Consider the following 15,767-nt stretch of genomic DNA (forward strand, 5'->3'; position numbering starts at 1 on the left):
TTAGAGATTTTTGACTTCTGACGTCTGATTCCTGGCCATGCTGGACGACTTCATCGCGAATACGCTGGCGCAGGTGGACGACCTGGCCGAGCTGAAGGTCAGCCTGGTTGCGCTGAGCCTGCTGGAAGCCAAACTCGCGGCCACGCCGTTCGTCACCGAGGGCGAGCTGCTGAACCATCCGGCCATCCGCCATGGGCTGAGCTTCCCGACGATCACCTTGCGCCCGGCGCTGCAACGCGCCGTGGCGCGCGGGACGCTGCTGTGCGCGAGCGTCGGCGAAGGGGAACTGTGCTATTACTTCGTCAATGATGAAGCCGGTCGCCGCGCCGTTGAGGCAATCCAGGCGGCCCAAGCACAGCCAGCGCGCAGCACGTCGCGGAGCGCCGAACTGCTCGCCCGCCTCGCCTTTGAGATCGAGCGCCTGGAGGTGATCGAGGCATACGCGATGACACCGGAAGATCTATCCGCGCTCGAAGAGCGCCTAGCGCGCGGCTACACCGAAGCGGAAATCATCGCCGCCTTGCGTGTGGCGCTGCGCGCGCCGCGGCCGAGACATACGCCACCGCGCACGCTGCGCGCATGCCTGGCCGTCCTGGATGCGCAGCCGCCGGCGGCGCCGTCGGAGTATTACCAGGTGATCGTGGCCAAGGCCGCGCCGCCGCCCGAGGAGATTGTGAATTTGCGCGAGCGCTTGGGGCGCGAGCCGACCGGCCGCGAGTATGATCTGGTGCGCACGGCCACCGGCATGTTCGGCCTACGCGCCGTGCTCGACGGGCTGAAGCGCGTGACGCGCGACGGCTACGTGGTGGATGTAAACGCACTGATCCCGCTGCTGGCCGAACGCGAAGAGGCCATCCTGGCGCTGCAACGCGCCGATGCGCGCACCGAGGCTCACCTGCGCGAGCTGGTTGCGCTGTACGAGTCGGCCTTCGGCTTGCCCCCTACGGCGACCGTGGCCGAAGAGATGCGGCTGCTCTGGGAGGAGGTGAGCGACCTGTCGCTGTGGCGCAGCGTCTTCGCCTACGCCGCCGGCCAGAACAAGCGCAATTGGTTTTACGTGAAAAAGCTGCTGCAACAGCCATCGCCGGATGTGTTCACCCCGCTGCCCGTCAACGAGACCGCGCAGTTTGCCTTCGCGGAATATAAGAAGCGCGTCAACCGGACGCTCGATGGTCACATCGCTGCCGACATCAACGCGCTGGCGACGCAGATCACCGACGTGGCGCGTTGGGTGGCAGCCTTCGACAAGGCGGCCGAAGCGAACGCGCTGCGCTGGGACTATATTCGCAAAGTGCTGACCGCTTCGCCGCAGGAGAAGCGGGGAGGGACGAATAGAAGAAATGGCAGACCAGGAGAAACCACGCAACGGAAGGGACGCACCTACAGCCGGCCGCAAGTCGAATACACCGAAGCCGACCGTGAAGCGGCTCGCGAACGCGCTCGACAGCGCATTGCCGGCCGCCGCCAGCAACAGGAGGACCGCCCTTGACGCGCACGCTGCGCCGGAACCGCGCCGGAGCGACCCCGACGCGCCGGTGGACGCGCAAGGCGACGTGGACTGCGCATACTGCGGCAACAAGCGCTTTGTGCTGGATGCCCGCGGCGAGCTGAAACCCTGCCCCCAATGCGATACCGCGCAGCGCTGGAAGCTGGCCGCCTTGGCGCCCTTTTCGTCGCGCAGCGCCCTGTCGTCCAGGCAGACCTTCCTCAACTTCAAGACGCGCTTCAACGGCGTTGAGGACGAAACGCTGGTGGATTGCCTGGAAAGCGCCGAGGCGTTCGCCAACAATCCGTTCGGGCGCTGGTTGGTGATCTGGGGCGAACGCGGCAGCGGCAAATCGCACTTGTGCGCCGCCGTGGACAATCACCTGACTCAGGCCGGCATCCCGTCGCTGTTCATCACCATGCCTGACTTGCTCGCCTCGCTGCGCGAAGCGATTGACCTACAATCGAATACCGAACAGGAGAGCTTCACCGGCCGGATGAATATCTTCAAAACGGCGACCGTGCTGATCATTGACGACCTGGGCGCGGAGCCGTCCTCGCCGTGGTCGGACAGCGTGCTGTTCGAGATCCTCGACTACCGCTATCGCAACCGGCTGGCCACGATGATCGCAACCAACGTCAACCCGGACGACTTCGACTATCGCATCGCGTCGCGCATGCAGGACACCGAACTCAGCCTGGTGATCGAAAACGCGGCGCCGGATTACCGCCGCCGTCCGCTGAGCGAAAAGCGATGAGCGCGCAAAGATGACGGAACAGCACAACGCCCCCCACCCTGCCAGCCGCCTGTGGGGCGGGCGCTTCATCGGCCAGACCGACGCCCTGATGAGGCGCTTCAACGATTCGATTGGGTTCGACCTCCGGCTGTGGGACGCCGATATTCGCGGCAGCATAGCCTATGCGGGCGCGCTGGCCCGCGCCGGGGTGATCACCGCAGACGAGGCGGCCGCGTTGACGCGCGGCTTGCGCGCGGTGCATGCGGAGTTCGCCGAGGGGCGCTTCGAGGTCAAGCCGGACGATGAGGATATCCACACAGCGGTCGAGCGCCGGCTGAAGGAGATCGTCGGCGAGGTGGCCGGCAAGTTGCACACGGGCCGCAGCCGCAATGATCAAGTGGCGACCGACCTGCGCCTGTTCTGCCTGGATGCGATACGCGCCACGCAGCGCGCCCTGCTTGACGCGCAATCCGCGCTGCTGGCGCAGGCGCAATCGCACATCGGCGCGTTGATGCCGGGTTACACCCATCTGCAACGGGCACAGCCGATCACCTTTGCGCACTGGTGCTTGAGTTACTTCTGGCCATTCGCCCGCGATGTGGAACGGCTGGACGATTGCGCGCAGCGCACGGCTGTGCTGCCGCTGGGCTCCGGCGCATTGGCCGGCAGCCCATTCCCGATCGATCGCGCCGCCCTCGCAGCGGAACTCGGCTTTTCGCTGCGCGGCGTCGCCAGGATCACCCAGAACAGCCTGGACGCGGTAAGCGACCGCGACTTTGTGGCCGAGTTGCTGTTTTGCTGCGCCTTGATCGGCGTCCACCTCAGCCGCCTCGCCGAAGACCTGATCGTCTATTCCACCGCCGAGTTCGGCTTCGTGACCTTCGACGATGCCTACGCCACCGGCTCCAGCCTGATGCCGCAGAAGAAGAACCCCGACGCGATGGAGCTGGCGCGCGGCAAGGCCGGCCGGCTGATCGGGAACCTGACGGCCATCCTGACGATGCTCAAAGGGCTGCCGATGAGCTACAACAAAGACCTGCAGGAGGACAAGGAGCCGCTGTTCGATTCCCTCGACACGCTGGCGTTGGCGCTGCCGGTGGCCGCCGGCGCGATCCGCTCGCTGAAGGTCAACGCCGCGCGCATGCGCGCGGCGCTGGATCCGGCCATGCTGGCGACCGACGTCGCCGAGTATCTGGTGCGCAGAGGCGTGCCTTTCCGCGAGGCGCATCATCTCGCCGGACGCGCGGTGGCGCTGGCCGAATCAAAGGGCATCGCCCTGAGCCAACTGGCGATGAGCGACTGGCAGGCCATTTCGCCGCGCTTCGACGACGACATCGCGCAGGTGTTCAACTTCGCGCGGTCGGTGGCATCGCGCGATGTGGCGGGCGGCGCGGCCCCGCGCGCCACGCAGGAGCAGATTCGACAAGCGGAAGAATGGCTAGACGCAAGGCGCAAACTCTAAGTCGCGCATCCCCCATCCCATCGCTCAAGGAGCATCTGGTCAACGGGGGGCGGGTGGAGCGCGCGGGGGATGTGCTTCGCCTGACCATTCCGCCGACCACGCGCGCGGCTTATACCGACGCGCAGCTCGACGACTATGAGCACGCCCTGCCGCGCCGGTTCGCCAACCGTCCGCCGCAACGGCTGCGCCTGCACGCGCGATTCTCCCACCCGGCCGGCGCGCTGAAGGGCACGGCTGGCTTTGGCTTTTGGAACCATCCCTTTACCCGCGATGGCGCCGTGCTCGAGCCGCCGTGCAACGTCTGGTTCTTCTACAGTTCGCCGGAGTCGGATATCCAGATCGCCCCTGGCGCCCCCGGCCACGGCTTCAAGGCGGCGTCGCTGCGCACCCCGCTGCCGTCCGTGGAACGGCAAGGCGCATCGGGCGGCCTGGCGCGGGCGATGATGGCGGCCGGGAACCTGGCGCTCCGATTACCCGGCGTCTCGGCGTTGGCGATGGCTGCGGCGCGCTTGGTCGTTCGGGCGCGCGAAGCACTGCTGGACCTGGACATGACTGAGTGGCATTGCTACGAGCTGGACTGGCTGCCCGATGTTGCGGTCTTTCGCGTGGATGGGGCAGAGGTGTTGCGCGCGCCGTCGCCGCGCGGCCCGCTGGGCTTCGTCGCCTGGGTGGACAATTACCGCGCCGTCGCCGCACGCGATGGGCAGTACGCGTTCGCCTACGTGGATGTGCCGGAAGCGCAGTGGCTGGAGCTGGAAGTTGAGAATTGAGATTTGAGAATTAAGATTTGAGATTAAAGTTCAAAGCGCATAGCTCACCACTCACCGCTCACAGCTCTTCCTCAAACATACTGCTGATGGATTCGCCGTTGTGCGTGCGGCGGATGGCCTCGGCCAGCAGCGGCGCGATCGAAATCACGTGCATGTTCGGCAGGCGCTTCTCCGGCGGGATCGGCACCGTGTTGGTGGCGACGATCTCGTCCACATCCGCCTGCGCGCGCAGGCGCTCGATGGCCTTGCCGGTGAACAACCCGTGCGTACAGGCGACGGACAAGCGACGCGCGTTTCGCCGGCGCAGGCATTCGAGCGTCTCGATGATCGTGCCGGCGTTGGCGATCTCGTCATCGAGCACGATGGCATCTTTGCCGTCCACATCGCCCACGATGTCCTCGATCACCACATGATCATCCGAGAGGCGCTGCTTGCTGCCCGCTGCCACCGGCAGCCGCAACATGCGCGCGAATTTCGCGGCCGACTTGGCGTTGCCCAGGTCGGGCGAGACCACCACCGTGTTGTCCAAATCGCCGCGTCCTTTGTAGTAACGCGCCAGCGTGGTCAACGCATTGAGGTGGTCCACCGGTATGCTGAAGAAGCCGTGCACCTGCGGCGAATGCAGCGTCATGGCGATCACGCGATCGGCGCCGGCGGTCTTCAGCAGGTCGGCTACCAACCGCCCGGCGATGGAGATGCGCGGCGCATCCTTCTTATCCGATCGCGCATAGGCGTAATGGGGAATGACGGCGGTCAGCCGCGCCGCGGCCGAGCCCTTGGCGGCATCCAGCATCTGGAGCAGTTCCATCAGGTTCTCCTGCACGGGTGGGCAGATCGGCTGGATGAAGAAAACGTCCGCCTCTCGGCAACTGGTCAAAAGCTGAACCTGAATGCAGTCGTTGCTAAAGCGCCGGATGTCCACAGGGGAGAGCGGCAGGCCGAGGTGCTGGCAGATTTCCTCCGCCAGCTCGCGATGCGCGCTGCCGCTGAAGACGGTGATGCCTCGCATGTTGCCTTCCCTTCGTGTGCGACGAACATTATATGTGTGTGAAGGTCGGCAAGTTCAGTCGGATTCCCGTGAGGGTTCGGTTTGCATCGCCGCGACGGCGGCGCTGCCGGCCTCCGTCAGCCAATAGGTGGCGGAGGGGAACTTCTTGTTGCTGCTGATCAGGCCCCGCTCGACCAGCGCTGCGACGTCATCGGGGTTCACCGGTTCGCTGTGGTCGTCGGGGTAGTGCAGTGCGTAGGTCTTATGCCCCTCGATGTCGCGGTGGTCTTTCAGCCGCAGGCCGCGCGCCATCGCGAGCATGATGCGCTGCTGCGATTCGGTCAGTTGCATCGCCGTCTCGGAAGTTGCAACCGTGCTGACCGCGCCGCATTCGGCGCGCCGGCCGTCAGCCGAGCTCGTCCACGTAGGCTTGAAGCTGGCGCTGGTTGATCTTGATGTATTTGTCGGGGATGATCTGCGCCATCTCCTCTTCGGTCAGACGAAACGCCAGGATCTGGAGCGCGTCCTCCGGTGATTGACCGTAGGCCAGCTTCTTCTTGCCGTTCTTCATGTCGAACAGATACATGTAGTGCGGGTTGGAGAAGCTGCTCATAGCGGATGGGGGATCTGCGGGGATCCGGAGGCGTCGGCAGCGCGAGTGCGCCATGCTGCCGACGCCCAACGCTAAGCTTTTGCCAGTGCGTCCCAGTAATTCGTGCGCTGTTGCCGGATGGTGGCCAGCCCACGGTTGATCTCGTCGTCGTACTTGCCGCTTAGCAAGTCGCGATAGAACTGGTAGTCAATCCCTTTCACCTTCTCGTCGTCGGGGTAACGATGATAGTTCTCCTTCGACATCAGGCTCTTGCCTTCGGCGATGATCTGGTGGCCGAGCGCCGAGCCGGGATAGGGCGCGTAGAACGAGATGGAAGGCATCATCCGCTTGGTGTATTTGATCATGCGCATGGTCTTGAAGGCGTCTTCGCGCGTTTCGCCGGGGATGCCGAGCATGATGTTGCTCCAGAACACCGGCGGCTTCAGGCCCTTGGCTTCCATGTCATCGCCGATGCGGGTGAGCAGGTCAATGGCAAAGTAGTTGTCTTCCTCGGTGCACTCTTTGTTGAGGATCTTCAGCACGCGGTCGCTGCCGCTCTCGAAGCCGATGGACACTGTGCTCCAGTTCGTCTTGCGCACGAGCGCCTCGAACAGGTCCGGCCATTGGCGGACGGTGTCGGCGCGCGCGGCGGCCCAGTACGGCCACGTCTTGTTAGCGTACCTGGGGTACTTGTCCAGCCATTCCTCCAGCCAGGAGGGGTTCTGGAAGAACATCGAGTCGTGGATGACGACCGAACCGATTGGGCCGTAGGTCTCGTCCAGGTAGTTTAGCTCTTCGATCACCATGTCCACCGGCCGGCGGCCCATGTTGGGGATATAGCTGTTCTCGTTACAGAAGGCGCACTGCCAGGGGCACACCCGGCTGGTGAGGATGGTCGCCACGGGCGGCGGCCCCCAGCCGCACTCCGGTTCCAGCGGCCAGTTGAACTTGGCCGCCAGCTTTTTGCTGGCCGGCTCGGGCCACAGCGTGCGGTCAATCATCGGCCACTCGGCCATGCTCTTGGCGCCCACGCCCAGGATCACGCGCGGGAAGGCGTCAGGATGGGTCACCAGGTTGACGATGACATTCTCGCCTGGCCCCTGACAGATCTTGTCGAATTCGGGCACGGCCAGCATCTCGTCCAACGCGACGGTCGCGTGCATGCCGCCAGTGAGCACGATCCCTTTGGGATTGAGCTTCTTGAAGATCTGCGCCGAACGATAGGCGATCGGGAAGGTGTAGCTGCGCACGTTCATGATGAGCATGTCGTAACCCTTCATGCGCTTCTCCACTTCCTCCCAGCTCGTGCATTGGCGCGTGCTGAACATATCGGTCATCACGCCGTTCTGATGGAGGATCGTGCGCAGCAGGCCCATGCCATGGTCCTGCCATTGTTCATGTGGGCCGGCGGGGTTCACCAAGTCGCCCAGGTCGCCCAGGTCCAGCCACAGGCGTTTAGGTTCTTTGTCCTCCGGCTTTACTTTTGGATTGAAAAGGTTCCTGAACATCGCTCTACGAACTTCACTCGTATATTCGCACCCAATCCCCGCCTGGGGAATTGACGCAGTGCAACGCCGATGTGTGCCCGCGGGGAAAAGCGCCGAGTTCCAGACGTTGCATGGCTGCGCGGCGAAGCGCTGCCACGCCAGCGTCCGGAACTCGTCTTCGGCATTGGTTATGAGTGGCAACCGCAGCCCGAACCGCAGCTTTCGCCCTCAGCGGTCGAGGCGCTGTCTTTTGTGCGGAACGAGTGGCCACAGCCGCATGAAGAAACAGCGTTCGGGTTGTCAATCTTGAAGCCGCCGCCCATCAAGCTATCCACGAAGTCAATCGAGGCGCCCCTCAGGTACATCAGGCTGGTTGGGTCAATGAAGAGTTGGACGCCGTTCTGATTGACGACGGTATCAAATTCGCGGGGCTGAGCCTCGAAGGCCATGCCATACTGCAGTCCAGAGCAGCCCCCGCCGGCGACGAATACGCGTAGGCCATAGTTGGGGATGTTGCGCTGGTGCAAGAGTTCACGCAGCTTAGCTTCGGCAGCCGGGCTGAGCGTCATCGCCGGCGGCTCCGCCGTCTCAAGCTGGGCCTTTGTTTCGACCAAACGAGCAGTTGCCATCTCGTGTGTTACCCTCCTTCTCATTTCAGATACCGACCAGGATCGGACGCTTATCCGCTTTGGGGCGCGCATCCATGGTGCGGAGCAGCGCGCCCTAAGGCGGGATTGTAGCATGGGCGACGTGGCGAATGGGATTGGGATATGAACATTGCGCCCGATACACTCATCGGGAAATAAGCCGGATAGGTATAATCGCGCCGGGTTTTGCAAGATGGCTGACCCGCTCTATTGGGATGACGCCTACCCGATCGCCCTGTCGCTGCGCGCTGCGCACCCGAATGTGGCCGACCCGACGACGCTGGACTTGGGCTTGCTGCACGAATGGGTTATCCAACTCGATGGATTCAGCGACGACTGCGAGGCGCGGCCGGTCGAATGGTTGGAACGCATTCAAATAGAGTGGGCGGAACTGTTGTAACCAATTGCTTGGTCGTCGTATTGCCGCGTCGCCGTGCGGCCGGGCTGTTGTGCGACCGACGAGACGAGATGGAGAGCGTGGATATGGCTGAACCGACAAATGCGAACGTGTCCGAAGAGTTTCAGAACGACCCGCGGGTGCCAGACGAGTTGAGGAACAACGTCTTCATCACCTCGCTGGACAAGCTGTACAACTGGGGACGCAAGCGCAGCATGTGGCCGATGTTGTTTGGCCTGGCTTGCTGCGCCATCGAGATGATCGCCACGGCTGCCAGCCGGCACGATCTCGCGCGTTTTGGCTGGGAGCTGATGCGCGCCAGCCCGCGCCAAGCCGACTTGATGATCGTCTCCGGCACGGTGACCAAGAAGATGATCCCACAGATCGTGCGCCTATACAACCAGATGCCGGAGCCGCGCTACGTGATCGCGATGGGCGCGTGCGCTACGGCCGGCGGCCCTTTCAAAGAAGGCTACAACGTGGTCAGCGGCGTAGATAAGTTCATCCCGGTGGATGTCTACATCACCGGCTGCCCGCCGCGACCCGAAGCCTTGCTGCACAGCTTCATCAAGCTACAGGAGAAAATCGAGAAGCAGTCGCTTCGCAACGTGCCCTGGTATCGCCAAGGCGAAGAAGACGTGGTGCCCGTCCCGGCGCTCGGCCCGGACTTGGTGGATATGCGCCGCGCGCAAGAGATTAAGGAGAAAGCTGCACAAGCCGCTCCCGCGCTGGAACAGCCGACTGCTTGATTCAGGAGACCCATGGCTGAGGAGACGACCAACCCCACCCCCGCGGAACCTGCGACGGCTGCGAAGGCTGCGCCCGCGGCTAAGCCCACATCTCCCGCAGCGGCCAAACCGGCAGCCGCTAAGCCCGCCGGCCATGCCGCGCCCAAAGGCCCGCCGCTCGCTACGCTGACGCCGGAATTGGCTCAACTCCAGCAACACTTCGGCGAGAGCATCATTACGCCTGCCCCCTACGTGGGCGTGTTGGTGAACGACCTGAGCAAGCTGCGCGATGTGATGACTTACGTGCGCGATCAGTTGGGCTTCGACATGCTCGCCAACGTGACCGCCGTGGACTACATCAAGGAAGGCTACCTTCAGGTGGTCTATCATCCCCAGCGGTCAAAGGGCGGCCAGCCAATCACCATCAAGGTGCGCGTGCCGCGCGGGAGCGACCCGGTCGCGCCCACAGAAGTCGCCGTGCCCTCGCTCACGCCGATCTACGCCGGCGCGGAATTCCAGGAGCGCGAAATCTACGACATGTACGGCGTGCGCTTCGAAGGCCATCCCGACCTGCGCCGCATCCTGACCTGGGAGGGCTTCTACGGATGGCCGCTGCGCAAGGACTGGCACGAGCCGTACTACGAGGGGGACACCAAACCGTTCGATTCACGCTGGCCAGGCGGCCACCACGAATTGGCCGAAGAGCGCGTGCCCTGGGGCGACAATGTCAACTATCCGCCTGGCTTCGATCCCTTGAACTTCAACAGCGATCCCGACGCCGGTCTATACGACTCGATGCTGAGCGGCGTGCCCAATGCCCCGATTGGGCCGAACGGCCACGCGCAGCAAGCGCCGCAGCCCCAGGGCGTTGGCGCAGCGGTGTCGGTATACGACCGCAACTACAACACCCTGGCTGACGAAGAAGAGCTGCAGACGGATCAGATCATCGTCAACATGGGCCCGCAGCACCCGTCCACGCACGGCGTGTTGCGCATGGTGGTCAAGCTCGATGGCGAGACGGTCACCGATCTGAAACTCGCGCTGGGTTACCTGCATCGCAATCACGAGAAGATCGGCGAGCGCAACACCTGGTTGCACAACATCCCCTATACAGACCGGCTGGATTACATCTGCGGCCTCGCCAACGAGCTGGGCTATGTGATCACGGTCGAGAAGATGATGGGCATCAAGCCGACCGAGCGCGCCGAGTACCTGCGCGTGATCATGGCCGAGCTAACGCGCATCGAGTCGCACTTCTGGGCGATCGGCTTCTTGCTCAACGACCTGGGCGCGTTCTACACGCCGGCGCTCTACTTCATCACCGAGCGCGACCTGATCCTCGACCTGTTCGAGTCGGTGACCGGCAGCCGGCTGATGTGCAACTACATGCGCTTCGGCGGCGTCAGCCGCGATTTTACCGAGGATCAACTCGCGCACGCCCGCGAACTGGCCTTCGACCGTATCCCGCGCAAGATAGACGAGCTGGAACAGTTGCTCACTGAAAACGAGATCATCAAAGCGCGCACAATCGGCGTGGGCTACCTGCCGGCCGAGCGGAGCATCAACTATAGCTTGACCGGGCCGTGCCTGCGCGCTGCCGGCGTGCCCTACGACATCCGCCGCGCGGACCCCTACAGCATCTATGACCGCTTCGACTTTGAGATTCCGGTGTTCTACGGCGCCGATGTGTATGACCGCTACCGCGTGCGCGTGGCCGAGATGCGCCAGTCGCTGCGCATCGTGCAGCAGGCGCTCAACCAAATTGACCAAACCAAGCCTGGCGACATTCAGGCCGGTAAGAAAGCCTACAACCATCGCGTGCCGGCCGGCGAGGCTTACGGCCGCGTGGAGACGCCGAAGGGAGAGCTGGGCTTCTACCTGGTGAGCGACGGGGGGCAGAACCCCTATCGCTACCACGTGCGCTCAAGCTCGTTCATCAACCTAAACGCGTTGAAGGAGATGACCGTCGGCCATAAGGTCGCCGATGCCGTCGTGATCCTTGGCTCGTTGGATATCGTTTTGGGAGAAGTCGACCGGTAAATGCTGCGTGCCGCGTCGAGGTTCTTAGTCGCCCACCGCGACGAAGAACCCAAACGCAACACCGAGGTGAGCAATGGGTTTGATGGGAACTGGCATCCTGAAGGGTCTCGGTGTGACCCTCAGGCATTTCATTGATACCTACGCCGAAGACCTAAAGTACATCCTGAACAAGAGCGGCGTACAACAGCCGCGTCCGCTGCGCCGGCAAAGCCCCAAGAACAGAGGGCTGGTCACGGTCGAATATCCGCGCGAGCGCCTGCCGCTGCCGGAGAACTTCCGGTATGTGCCCTTTCTGGTCTACGACACCGAGAAGCAAGACGATAAGTGCACCTCGTGCGGCATCTGCGCCAAGGTGTGCCCGCCGCAGTGCATTTGGATCGTGCGAACGGAAGACCCAATCACCAAGCGCCCCGTGCCGCAGCCCAAAGAGTTCTACATTGACACCACCATCTGCATGAACTGCGGCTACTGTGCGGAGTTCTGCCCGTTCGACGCGATCAAGATGGATCATGACTACGAGCTGAGCTACTATCCCACGCAGGAGCCACACGCCCGTCTCGTGCATGATAAGTCGCGCCTGACCAAACCGGATACCTACCACGCTTCGATCCACCCGACCGATTGGCATCGGGAGTTGGCGGATCGCGCCGCCGAAGAGGCGAAGAAGAAGGCAGCCGCCGAAGCCAAAGCCAAGGCCGAAGCCGCCAAACCCGCGGGCGGCGCTGCGGCGGCAGCCAAGCCGGCCCCCGCGCCTGGCGCAGCCCAGCCCTCTGCTCCCGGGCCGGAGAAGCCGGCGCAGGCCGATGCCGACAAAGGCAGCCGCGAATAAGGCGCGCCGGTCTGGTAAAGTGCGGACTATTGAATCCACATGGGTGATCTCTTCGACTTCCTGTTCGTCAATCCAATGACGAACGCGCTCATGCTGCTGTATGGGTTGCTCTTCAACCAGTATGTGCTGGCCATCGTCGCGTTGACGTTGATCATCCGCCTGGTCACCCTGCCGCTCACCCTCAAGCAGCAGATCTCAGCCTTCAAAATGCAGGCGCTGCAGCCGCAGATCAAGGCGTTGCAGGAGAAGTACAAAAGCGACCCGCAACGGCTACAGATTGAAATGCGCAAGTTGGGCTTCAACCCGCTCAGTGGATGCCTGCCGCTGCTCATCCAGTTCCCCATCCTGATCGCACTTTATCAAGCCATCATCCGCACGCTGACGGTGACGCCGCTCAGCACTTTGGAGTTGGGCAAACATCTCTACGGCTTCTTGCCTGGCCTCTCCACGTTAGTGCCGATAGAGTCGCGTTTCTTGCTATGGGATTTGGGTCAGCCCGACCCGCTCTTCGTCATTCCGATTCTGGTTGTGGTGAGCACCTACTTCGCCAACAAGGTGATGACGCCGCCCACGACTGACCCGACGATGCGGCAAACCAACCAGATGATGCAGTTGATGATGCCGCTGATGTTCGGCTTCTTCATGCTCAGCACCCCGGTGGGTTTGGGGGTGTATTGGATCGTCTCGAACCTGATCGGCATTGTGCAATACTATGTCACTAAGCCGACCCTCGACCGCGCCCGCGCGCTGCATGCCGCACCGGCTGTCGGCGTCGCCGTCAACGCAGCGTCAGCCGCCAAGGCAGGGGCCGCCGAAAAGCCGCTCTTTGAGCCGCCCAAGTCCAAAGTGAAGGCCAAATCTACCGGTCGCGTGAATCGCTCCGCTTCGGCCTTGAAGGGCAGCGCCAAGGGTGACAACAACAAAGTCAACAAGGCGACGACCACGTCGCGGCAACCCTAATCTTGCTACATCAAGCCCGCCGAAAGATGCCCGCAATTGAAGTTTCAGCCCCCGACGTCGAGAGCGCAATCGCGCAAGGTTTGCAGCAGCTCAACCTCATCCGCGCCGAGGTCAAGATCGAAGTGCTTGACGAAGGCAACCGTGGCGTGCTGGGGATCGGCGCGAAGCCGGCCCGCGTGCGTTTGACGCCGTTTGCAGAGCTCGAAATGCAGCAAACGGCGACGCCGGCAGCCGCCCCCCCGCCTGTCGCTGATGCGGTGCCCCCTGCCGTTGCGGCGGAAGGGTCGCCTCCCGCTGCGCCGCAGACGATCGAGTCGTCGGCCGTTGCACTGCCTCTGCCTGAGGAAGCCGTTGCGCCAAAAATCGAGGGCGAGGAACTTGCGCTCACGTTGGTGCGCGACATCTTGCGGCGCATGGGGATGAAGCGCTATGACGTGAAAGCGCACAGCGTCGTCCCGACCAACGGCGACGAAGAACCTTCGATTTGGATAGATGTCACGCTGGGCAACCGCCACGACGAGGAGATGATGCTCAGCCATCAGCGCGAAGGCTTGAACGCCCTGCAGACCGTCGTGCAGACGATGTGGTCTCACCAGACCCGAAGCAGTCTGCGTGTGAACGTGGACGTCAACGGCTACCGCCGGCGACGTGAGCGGCAATTGATCAACATGGCCAGGCGCCTGGCCGACAAGGTCGTGGCCAGCGGCAAGCCCATCACGCTCGAGCCGATGCCGGCCAACGAGCGGCGCATCGTGCACATGGCACTGCGCGACCGCCCCGGCGTATTGACCGAGAGCTTCGGCGAAGGGACTTCGCGCAAGGTGCAGATCAAACCGAAGCGGTGAGGCGCAGCGCGCAAGCACTGCGTCGGCCATTCGCGGGTTTGTTCCTCATGCCGCCCGACTATCTCGCCATCGGACACGTCACCGAAGATGTCTGGCGCGATGGCAGCATCACCCCCGGCGGCACAGCCTGGTTTGCCTCACTGGCCGCCCGGCGCATTGTGGATCGCGTGAGCGTGCTGACCGCAGCAGCAGAGCACTACGACGCCGAAAAGTTCCTGCCGGGCATCCACGTACATCGCGTCCCATCGCCGACCACGACGCAGTTCGAGAACATCTACACCCCGCACGGGCGAATCCAATATGTGCGCCCCAGCCCGGTGCGGCTGGAGCCGGCTCACCTCACCGATGCGCTGCGGCGCGCAAAAATCATGCATCTCGCGCCGGTGTGCGACGAAGTCAGTCCGGCATTCACAGCCGAGGCGCCCGCCGATGTGTTCGTCGGCGTGACGCCGCAGGGCTGGTTGCGCCGCTGGGACGAGACCGGCCGCGTCTACACGAAACCCTGGGACGCTGCGCCGCACGTCCTGGCGCGCGCCGACGCCGCGGTGATCAGCATTGACGACGTGGCCGGCGATTGGCGGCTGGCGCTCACCTGGGCCGCCCAAGCCCGGCTCTTCGTCGTTACCCTGAGCGCAGAGGGATGCCTGGTGTTCCTCGAAGGCCGACCGCACCACATTCCGGCCCCCCAAGTTGAGGAAGTGGACCCCACGGGCGCAGGGGACATCTTCGCAGCGACGCTGTTCATCTCGTTGCAACGCGGGCAAGACCCGCTTGAAGCGGCCGCGTTCGCCAACTGCGTCGCCGCTCAATCCGTCACGCGCAAGCGACTGGCCGGCCTGCCCACTCCCGAAGACCTCGAGCTTTGCAGTACAATCACCCAGCGTAAAGCGTAGTGCGGTCGGCTCAGGACGACCCAACGCGCACCGCGTTTCATCATGACTCGCATTTACGCGATCGCCAACCAGAAAGGCGGCGTGGGCAAGACCACGACAGCGGTTAACCTCAGCGCTTATCTCGCGCTGGCCGGCCGGCGCATCTTGCTGGTGGATCTGGACCCACAATGCAACGCCGGCAGCAGCCTGGGCCTGGATAAGAACAAGGTGACCGCCTCTTCTTACGAGGTGTTGCTGGGCAACGTCACGCCAGCAAAGGCCACGCTGAAGAATGCGCGGCTGAACCTATCGGTCATACCGGCCTCGCCGGCGCTGGCGGCGGCGGAGATTGAGCTGGTGGGGGAACTGGCGCGCGAATATCGGCTGCGGCAGGCGCTCGCTGCCGAGGCCAGCAAGTACGACTACGTGTTGATTGACTGCCCGCCCTCGCTCGGCTTGCTCACCGTGAATGCGCTCACCGCAGCGGATGGTGTGCTGATCCCGGTGCAGTGCGAATACCTCGCCCTGGAAGGGTTATCGCAACTGATGCGCACCGTGCAACTGGTGCGCCAGCGGCTGAACCCTCAACTCGAAATTCGCGGGTTGATCATGACGATGTACGATGCGCGCACGGCGCTTTCGCAGCAGGTAGTGGCCGAGGTGGAGAAGTTCTTCGCCGGCAAGGTGTTTCGCGCGCGCATTCCGCGCAATGTGCGCCTGAGCGAAGCGCCCAGCCACGGCCAGCCCATCATGACCTATGCGCCGTCGTCGCCCGGTGGTCAGGCCTATAAGGGCCTGGCCGAAGAGTTGATGGCGCAGGACGAAGCGGCGACGGCGAATGTGCCGCCGCCCCACGCGGCCGATGCGCCGGCGTCGCAATCGTCGCCGGACGGCGCAGCCGCGCTCCAGACAGCCAACACCCCCTAAA

General features: G+C 63.5%; 17 protein-coding genes and 1 pseudogene. 13 read left to right on the forward strand and 5 right to left on the reverse strand.

Translation table 11 applies throughout. The features are described from left to right. Positions 1–37: 37 nt before the first annotated feature. From GXH28_RS06990 to GXH28_RS07005, 4 genes are read left to right on the forward strand one after another with little or no spacing between them, the layout of a single operon-like run. Positions 38–1,489, forward strand: a complete 1,452-nt coding sequence (locus GXH28_RS06990; RefSeq protein ID WP_169238304.1) for a hypothetical protein — start codon at positions 38–40, stop codon at positions 1,487–1,489. Further along, positions 1,419–2,243, forward strand: coding sequence for an ATP-binding protein (locus GXH28_RS06995; protein ID WP_169238305.1), 825 nt, complete (start codon positions 1,419–1,421; stop codon positions 2,241–2,243). Before GXH28_RS06990 ends, GXH28_RS06995 begins: the two co-directional genes overlap by 71 nt. A gap of 10 nt (positions 2,244–2,253) precedes the next feature. Then, positions 2,254–3,684: an argininosuccinate lyase gene (gene argH / locus GXH28_RS07000; RefSeq protein WP_169238306.1), complete on the forward strand. Its 1,431-nt coding sequence runs from the start codon at positions 2,254–2,256 to the stop codon at positions 3,682–3,684. Next, a complete protein-coding gene (locus GXH28_RS07005) occupies positions 3,657–4,454 on the forward strand; it encodes a hypothetical protein (protein WP_169238307.1) in 798 nt (265 codons plus the stop codon). The genes argH and GXH28_RS07005 overlap by 28 nt, the downstream gene beginning before the upstream one ends. A gap of 58 nt (positions 4,455–4,512) precedes the next feature. Here GXH28_RS07005 and GXH28_RS07010 read toward each other — a convergent pair whose 3' ends face one another. From GXH28_RS07010 to erpA, 5 genes are all read right to left on the reverse strand, one after another. After that, on the reverse strand, positions 4,513–5,463 hold the full coding sequence (locus tag GXH28_RS07010; RefSeq protein WP_169238308.1) for a ribose-phosphate diphosphokinase: 951 nt from the start codon (positions 5,461–5,463) through the stop codon (positions 4,513–4,515). 54 nt (positions 5,464–5,517) lie between these two features. Then, positions 5,518–5,793: a hypothetical protein gene (locus GXH28_RS07015; RefSeq protein WP_169238309.1), complete on the reverse strand. Its 276-nt coding sequence runs from the start codon at positions 5,791–5,793 to the stop codon at positions 5,518–5,520. Positions 5,794–5,848: 55 nt separating this feature from the next. Then, positions 5,849–6,055 (reverse strand): hypothetical protein, encoded by a 207-nt coding sequence (locus tag GXH28_RS07020; RefSeq protein ID WP_240550252.1) that lies wholly within the window; start codon positions 6,053–6,055, stop codon positions 5,849–5,851. Positions 6,056–6,126: 71 nt separating this feature from the next. Further along, a complete protein-coding gene (locus GXH28_RS07025) occupies positions 6,127–7,542 on the reverse strand; it encodes a B12-binding domain-containing radical SAM protein (RefSeq protein WP_240550253.1) in 1,416 nt (471 codons plus the stop codon). Between the two features lie 167 nt (positions 7,543–7,709). Further along, entirely contained in the window at positions 7,710–8,150 is a 441-nt protein-coding gene (gene erpA / locus GXH28_RS07030) for an iron-sulfur cluster insertion protein ErpA (RefSeq protein ID WP_169238310.1), read from the reverse strand. A 211-nt stretch (positions 8,151–8,361) separates the two neighbouring features. Here erpA and iscX point away from each other — a divergent pair, with 211 nt between their 5' ends. The 9 genes and pseudogenes from iscX to GXH28_RS07070 all read left to right on the forward strand — a co-directional run bounded on the left by iscX (position 8,362) and on the right by GXH28_RS07070 (position 15,766). Beyond that, the gene (gene iscX, locus GXH28_RS07035) at positions 8,362–8,568 is read left to right on the forward strand and encodes a Fe-S cluster assembly protein IscX (RefSeq protein ID WP_169238311.1); all 207 of its coding nucleotides are present in this window, start codon (positions 8,362–8,364) and stop codon (positions 8,566–8,568) included. Positions 8,569–8,651: 83 nt separating this feature from the next. Further along, the gene (locus GXH28_RS07040) at positions 8,652–9,314 is read left to right on the forward strand and encodes an NADH-quinone oxidoreductase subunit B (RefSeq protein WP_206156748.1); all 663 of its coding nucleotides are present in this window, start codon (positions 8,652–8,654) and stop codon (positions 9,312–9,314) included. A gap of 12 nt (positions 9,315–9,326) precedes the next feature. Further along, positions 9,327–9,911, forward strand: a pseudogene (locus GXH28_RS16660) (NADH-quinone oxidoreductase subunit C); the annotation flags it as partial. Positions 9,912–10,247: 336 nt separating this feature from the next. Then, positions 10,248–11,333 carry an NADH-quinone oxidoreductase subunit D gene (locus tag GXH28_RS16280; RefSeq protein WP_240550261.1) on the forward strand — a complete coding sequence of 362 codons (1,086 nt, stop codon included), beginning with the start codon at positions 10,248–10,250 and terminating at the stop codon, positions 11,331–11,333. A gap of 82 nt (positions 11,334–11,415) precedes the next feature. Next, positions 11,416–12,162, forward strand: coding sequence for a 4Fe-4S binding protein (locus tag GXH28_RS07050; protein ID WP_169238313.1), 747 nt, complete (start codon positions 11,416–11,418; stop codon positions 12,160–12,162). A gap of 39 nt (positions 12,163–12,201) precedes the next feature. Next, complete coding sequence (locus tag GXH28_RS07055; protein ID WP_169238314.1) at positions 12,202–13,122, forward strand: YidC/Oxa1 family membrane protein insertase; 921 nt, start codon at positions 12,202–12,204, stop codon at positions 13,120–13,122. A 26-nt stretch (positions 13,123–13,148) separates the two neighbouring features. Continuing rightward, positions 13,149–13,967: an RNA-binding cell elongation regulator Jag/EloR gene (jag, locus tag GXH28_RS07060; protein ID WP_169238315.1), complete on the forward strand. Its 819-nt coding sequence runs from the start codon at positions 13,149–13,151 to the stop codon at positions 13,965–13,967. A gap of 47 nt (positions 13,968–14,014) precedes the next feature. Next, entirely contained in the window at positions 14,015–14,860 is an 846-nt protein-coding gene (locus GXH28_RS07065; RefSeq protein ID WP_169238316.1) for a PfkB family carbohydrate kinase, read from the forward strand. Between the two features lie 42 nt (positions 14,861–14,902). After that, complete coding sequence (locus tag GXH28_RS07070) at positions 14,903–15,766, forward strand: ParA family protein (protein ID WP_169238317.1); 864 nt, start codon at positions 14,903–14,905, stop codon at positions 15,764–15,766. The last annotated feature ends 1 nt before the right edge of the window (position 15,767 follow it).

Source organism: Candidatus Roseilinea sp. NK_OTU-006 (genome assembly GCF_012931985.1).
Classification (GTDB): Bacteria; Chloroflexota; Anaerolineae; order J036; family Brachytrichaceae; genus JAAFGM01.

Bases quoted from the DNA above. Each gene is read 5' to 3' on its own strand.
- GXH28_RS07055 (WP_169238314.1), top strand. From the start codon at position 12,202: ATGGGTGATCTCTTCGACTTCCTGTTCGTCAATCCAATGACGAACGCG.
- erpA (WP_169238310.1), bottom strand. From the start codon at position 8,150: ATGGCAACTGCTCGTTTGGTCGAAACAAAGGCCCAGCTTGAGACGGCG.
- GXH28_RS07070 (WP_169238317.1), top strand. From the start codon at position 14,903: ATGACTCGCATTTACGCGATCGCCAACCAGAAAGGCGGCGTGGGCAAG.
- argH (WP_169238306.1), top strand. From the start codon at position 2,254: ATGACGGAACAGCACAACGCCCCCCACCCTGCCAGCCGCCTGTGGGGC.
- GXH28_RS07025 (WP_240550253.1), bottom strand. From the start codon at position 7,542: ATGTTCAGGAACCTTTTCAATCCAAAAGTAAAGCCGGAGGACAAAGAA.
- GXH28_RS07005 (WP_169238307.1), top strand. From the start codon at position 3,657: ATGGCTAGACGCAAGGCGCAAACTCTAAGTCGCGCATCCCCCATCCCA.
- GXH28_RS07020 (WP_240550252.1), bottom strand. From the start codon at position 6,055: ATGAGCAGCTTCTCCAACCCGCACTACATGTATCTGTTCGACATGAAG.
- iscX (WP_169238311.1), top strand. From the start codon at position 8,362: ATGGCTGACCCGCTCTATTGGGATGACGCCTACCCGATCGCCCTGTCG.
- GXH28_RS07040 (WP_206156748.1), top strand. From the start codon at position 8,652: ATGGCTGAACCGACAAATGCGAACGTGTCCGAAGAGTTTCAGAACGAC.
- GXH28_RS07050 (WP_169238313.1), top strand. From the start codon at position 11,416: ATGGGAACTGGCATCCTGAAGGGTCTCGGTGTGACCCTCAGGCATTTC.
- GXH28_RS16280 (WP_240550261.1), top strand. From the start codon at position 10,248: ATGGGCCCGCAGCACCCGTCCACGCACGGCGTGTTGCGCATGGTGGTC.
- jag (WP_169238315.1), top strand. From the start codon at position 13,149: ATGCCCGCAATTGAAGTTTCAGCCCCCGACGTCGAGAGCGCAATCGCG.
- GXH28_RS07015 (WP_169238309.1), bottom strand. From the start codon at position 5,793: ATGCAACTGACCGAATCGCAGCAGCGCATCATGCTCGCGATGGCGCGC.
- GXH28_RS06990 (WP_169238304.1), top strand. From the start codon at position 38: ATGCTGGACGACTTCATCGCGAATACGCTGGCGCAGGTGGACGACCTG.
- GXH28_RS07010 (WP_169238308.1), bottom strand. From the start codon at position 5,463: ATGCGAGGCATCACCGTCTTCAGCGGCAGCGCGCATCGCGAGCTGGCG.
- GXH28_RS07065 (WP_169238316.1), top strand. From the start codon at position 14,015: ATGCCGCCCGACTATCTCGCCATCGGACACGTCACCGAAGATGTCTGG.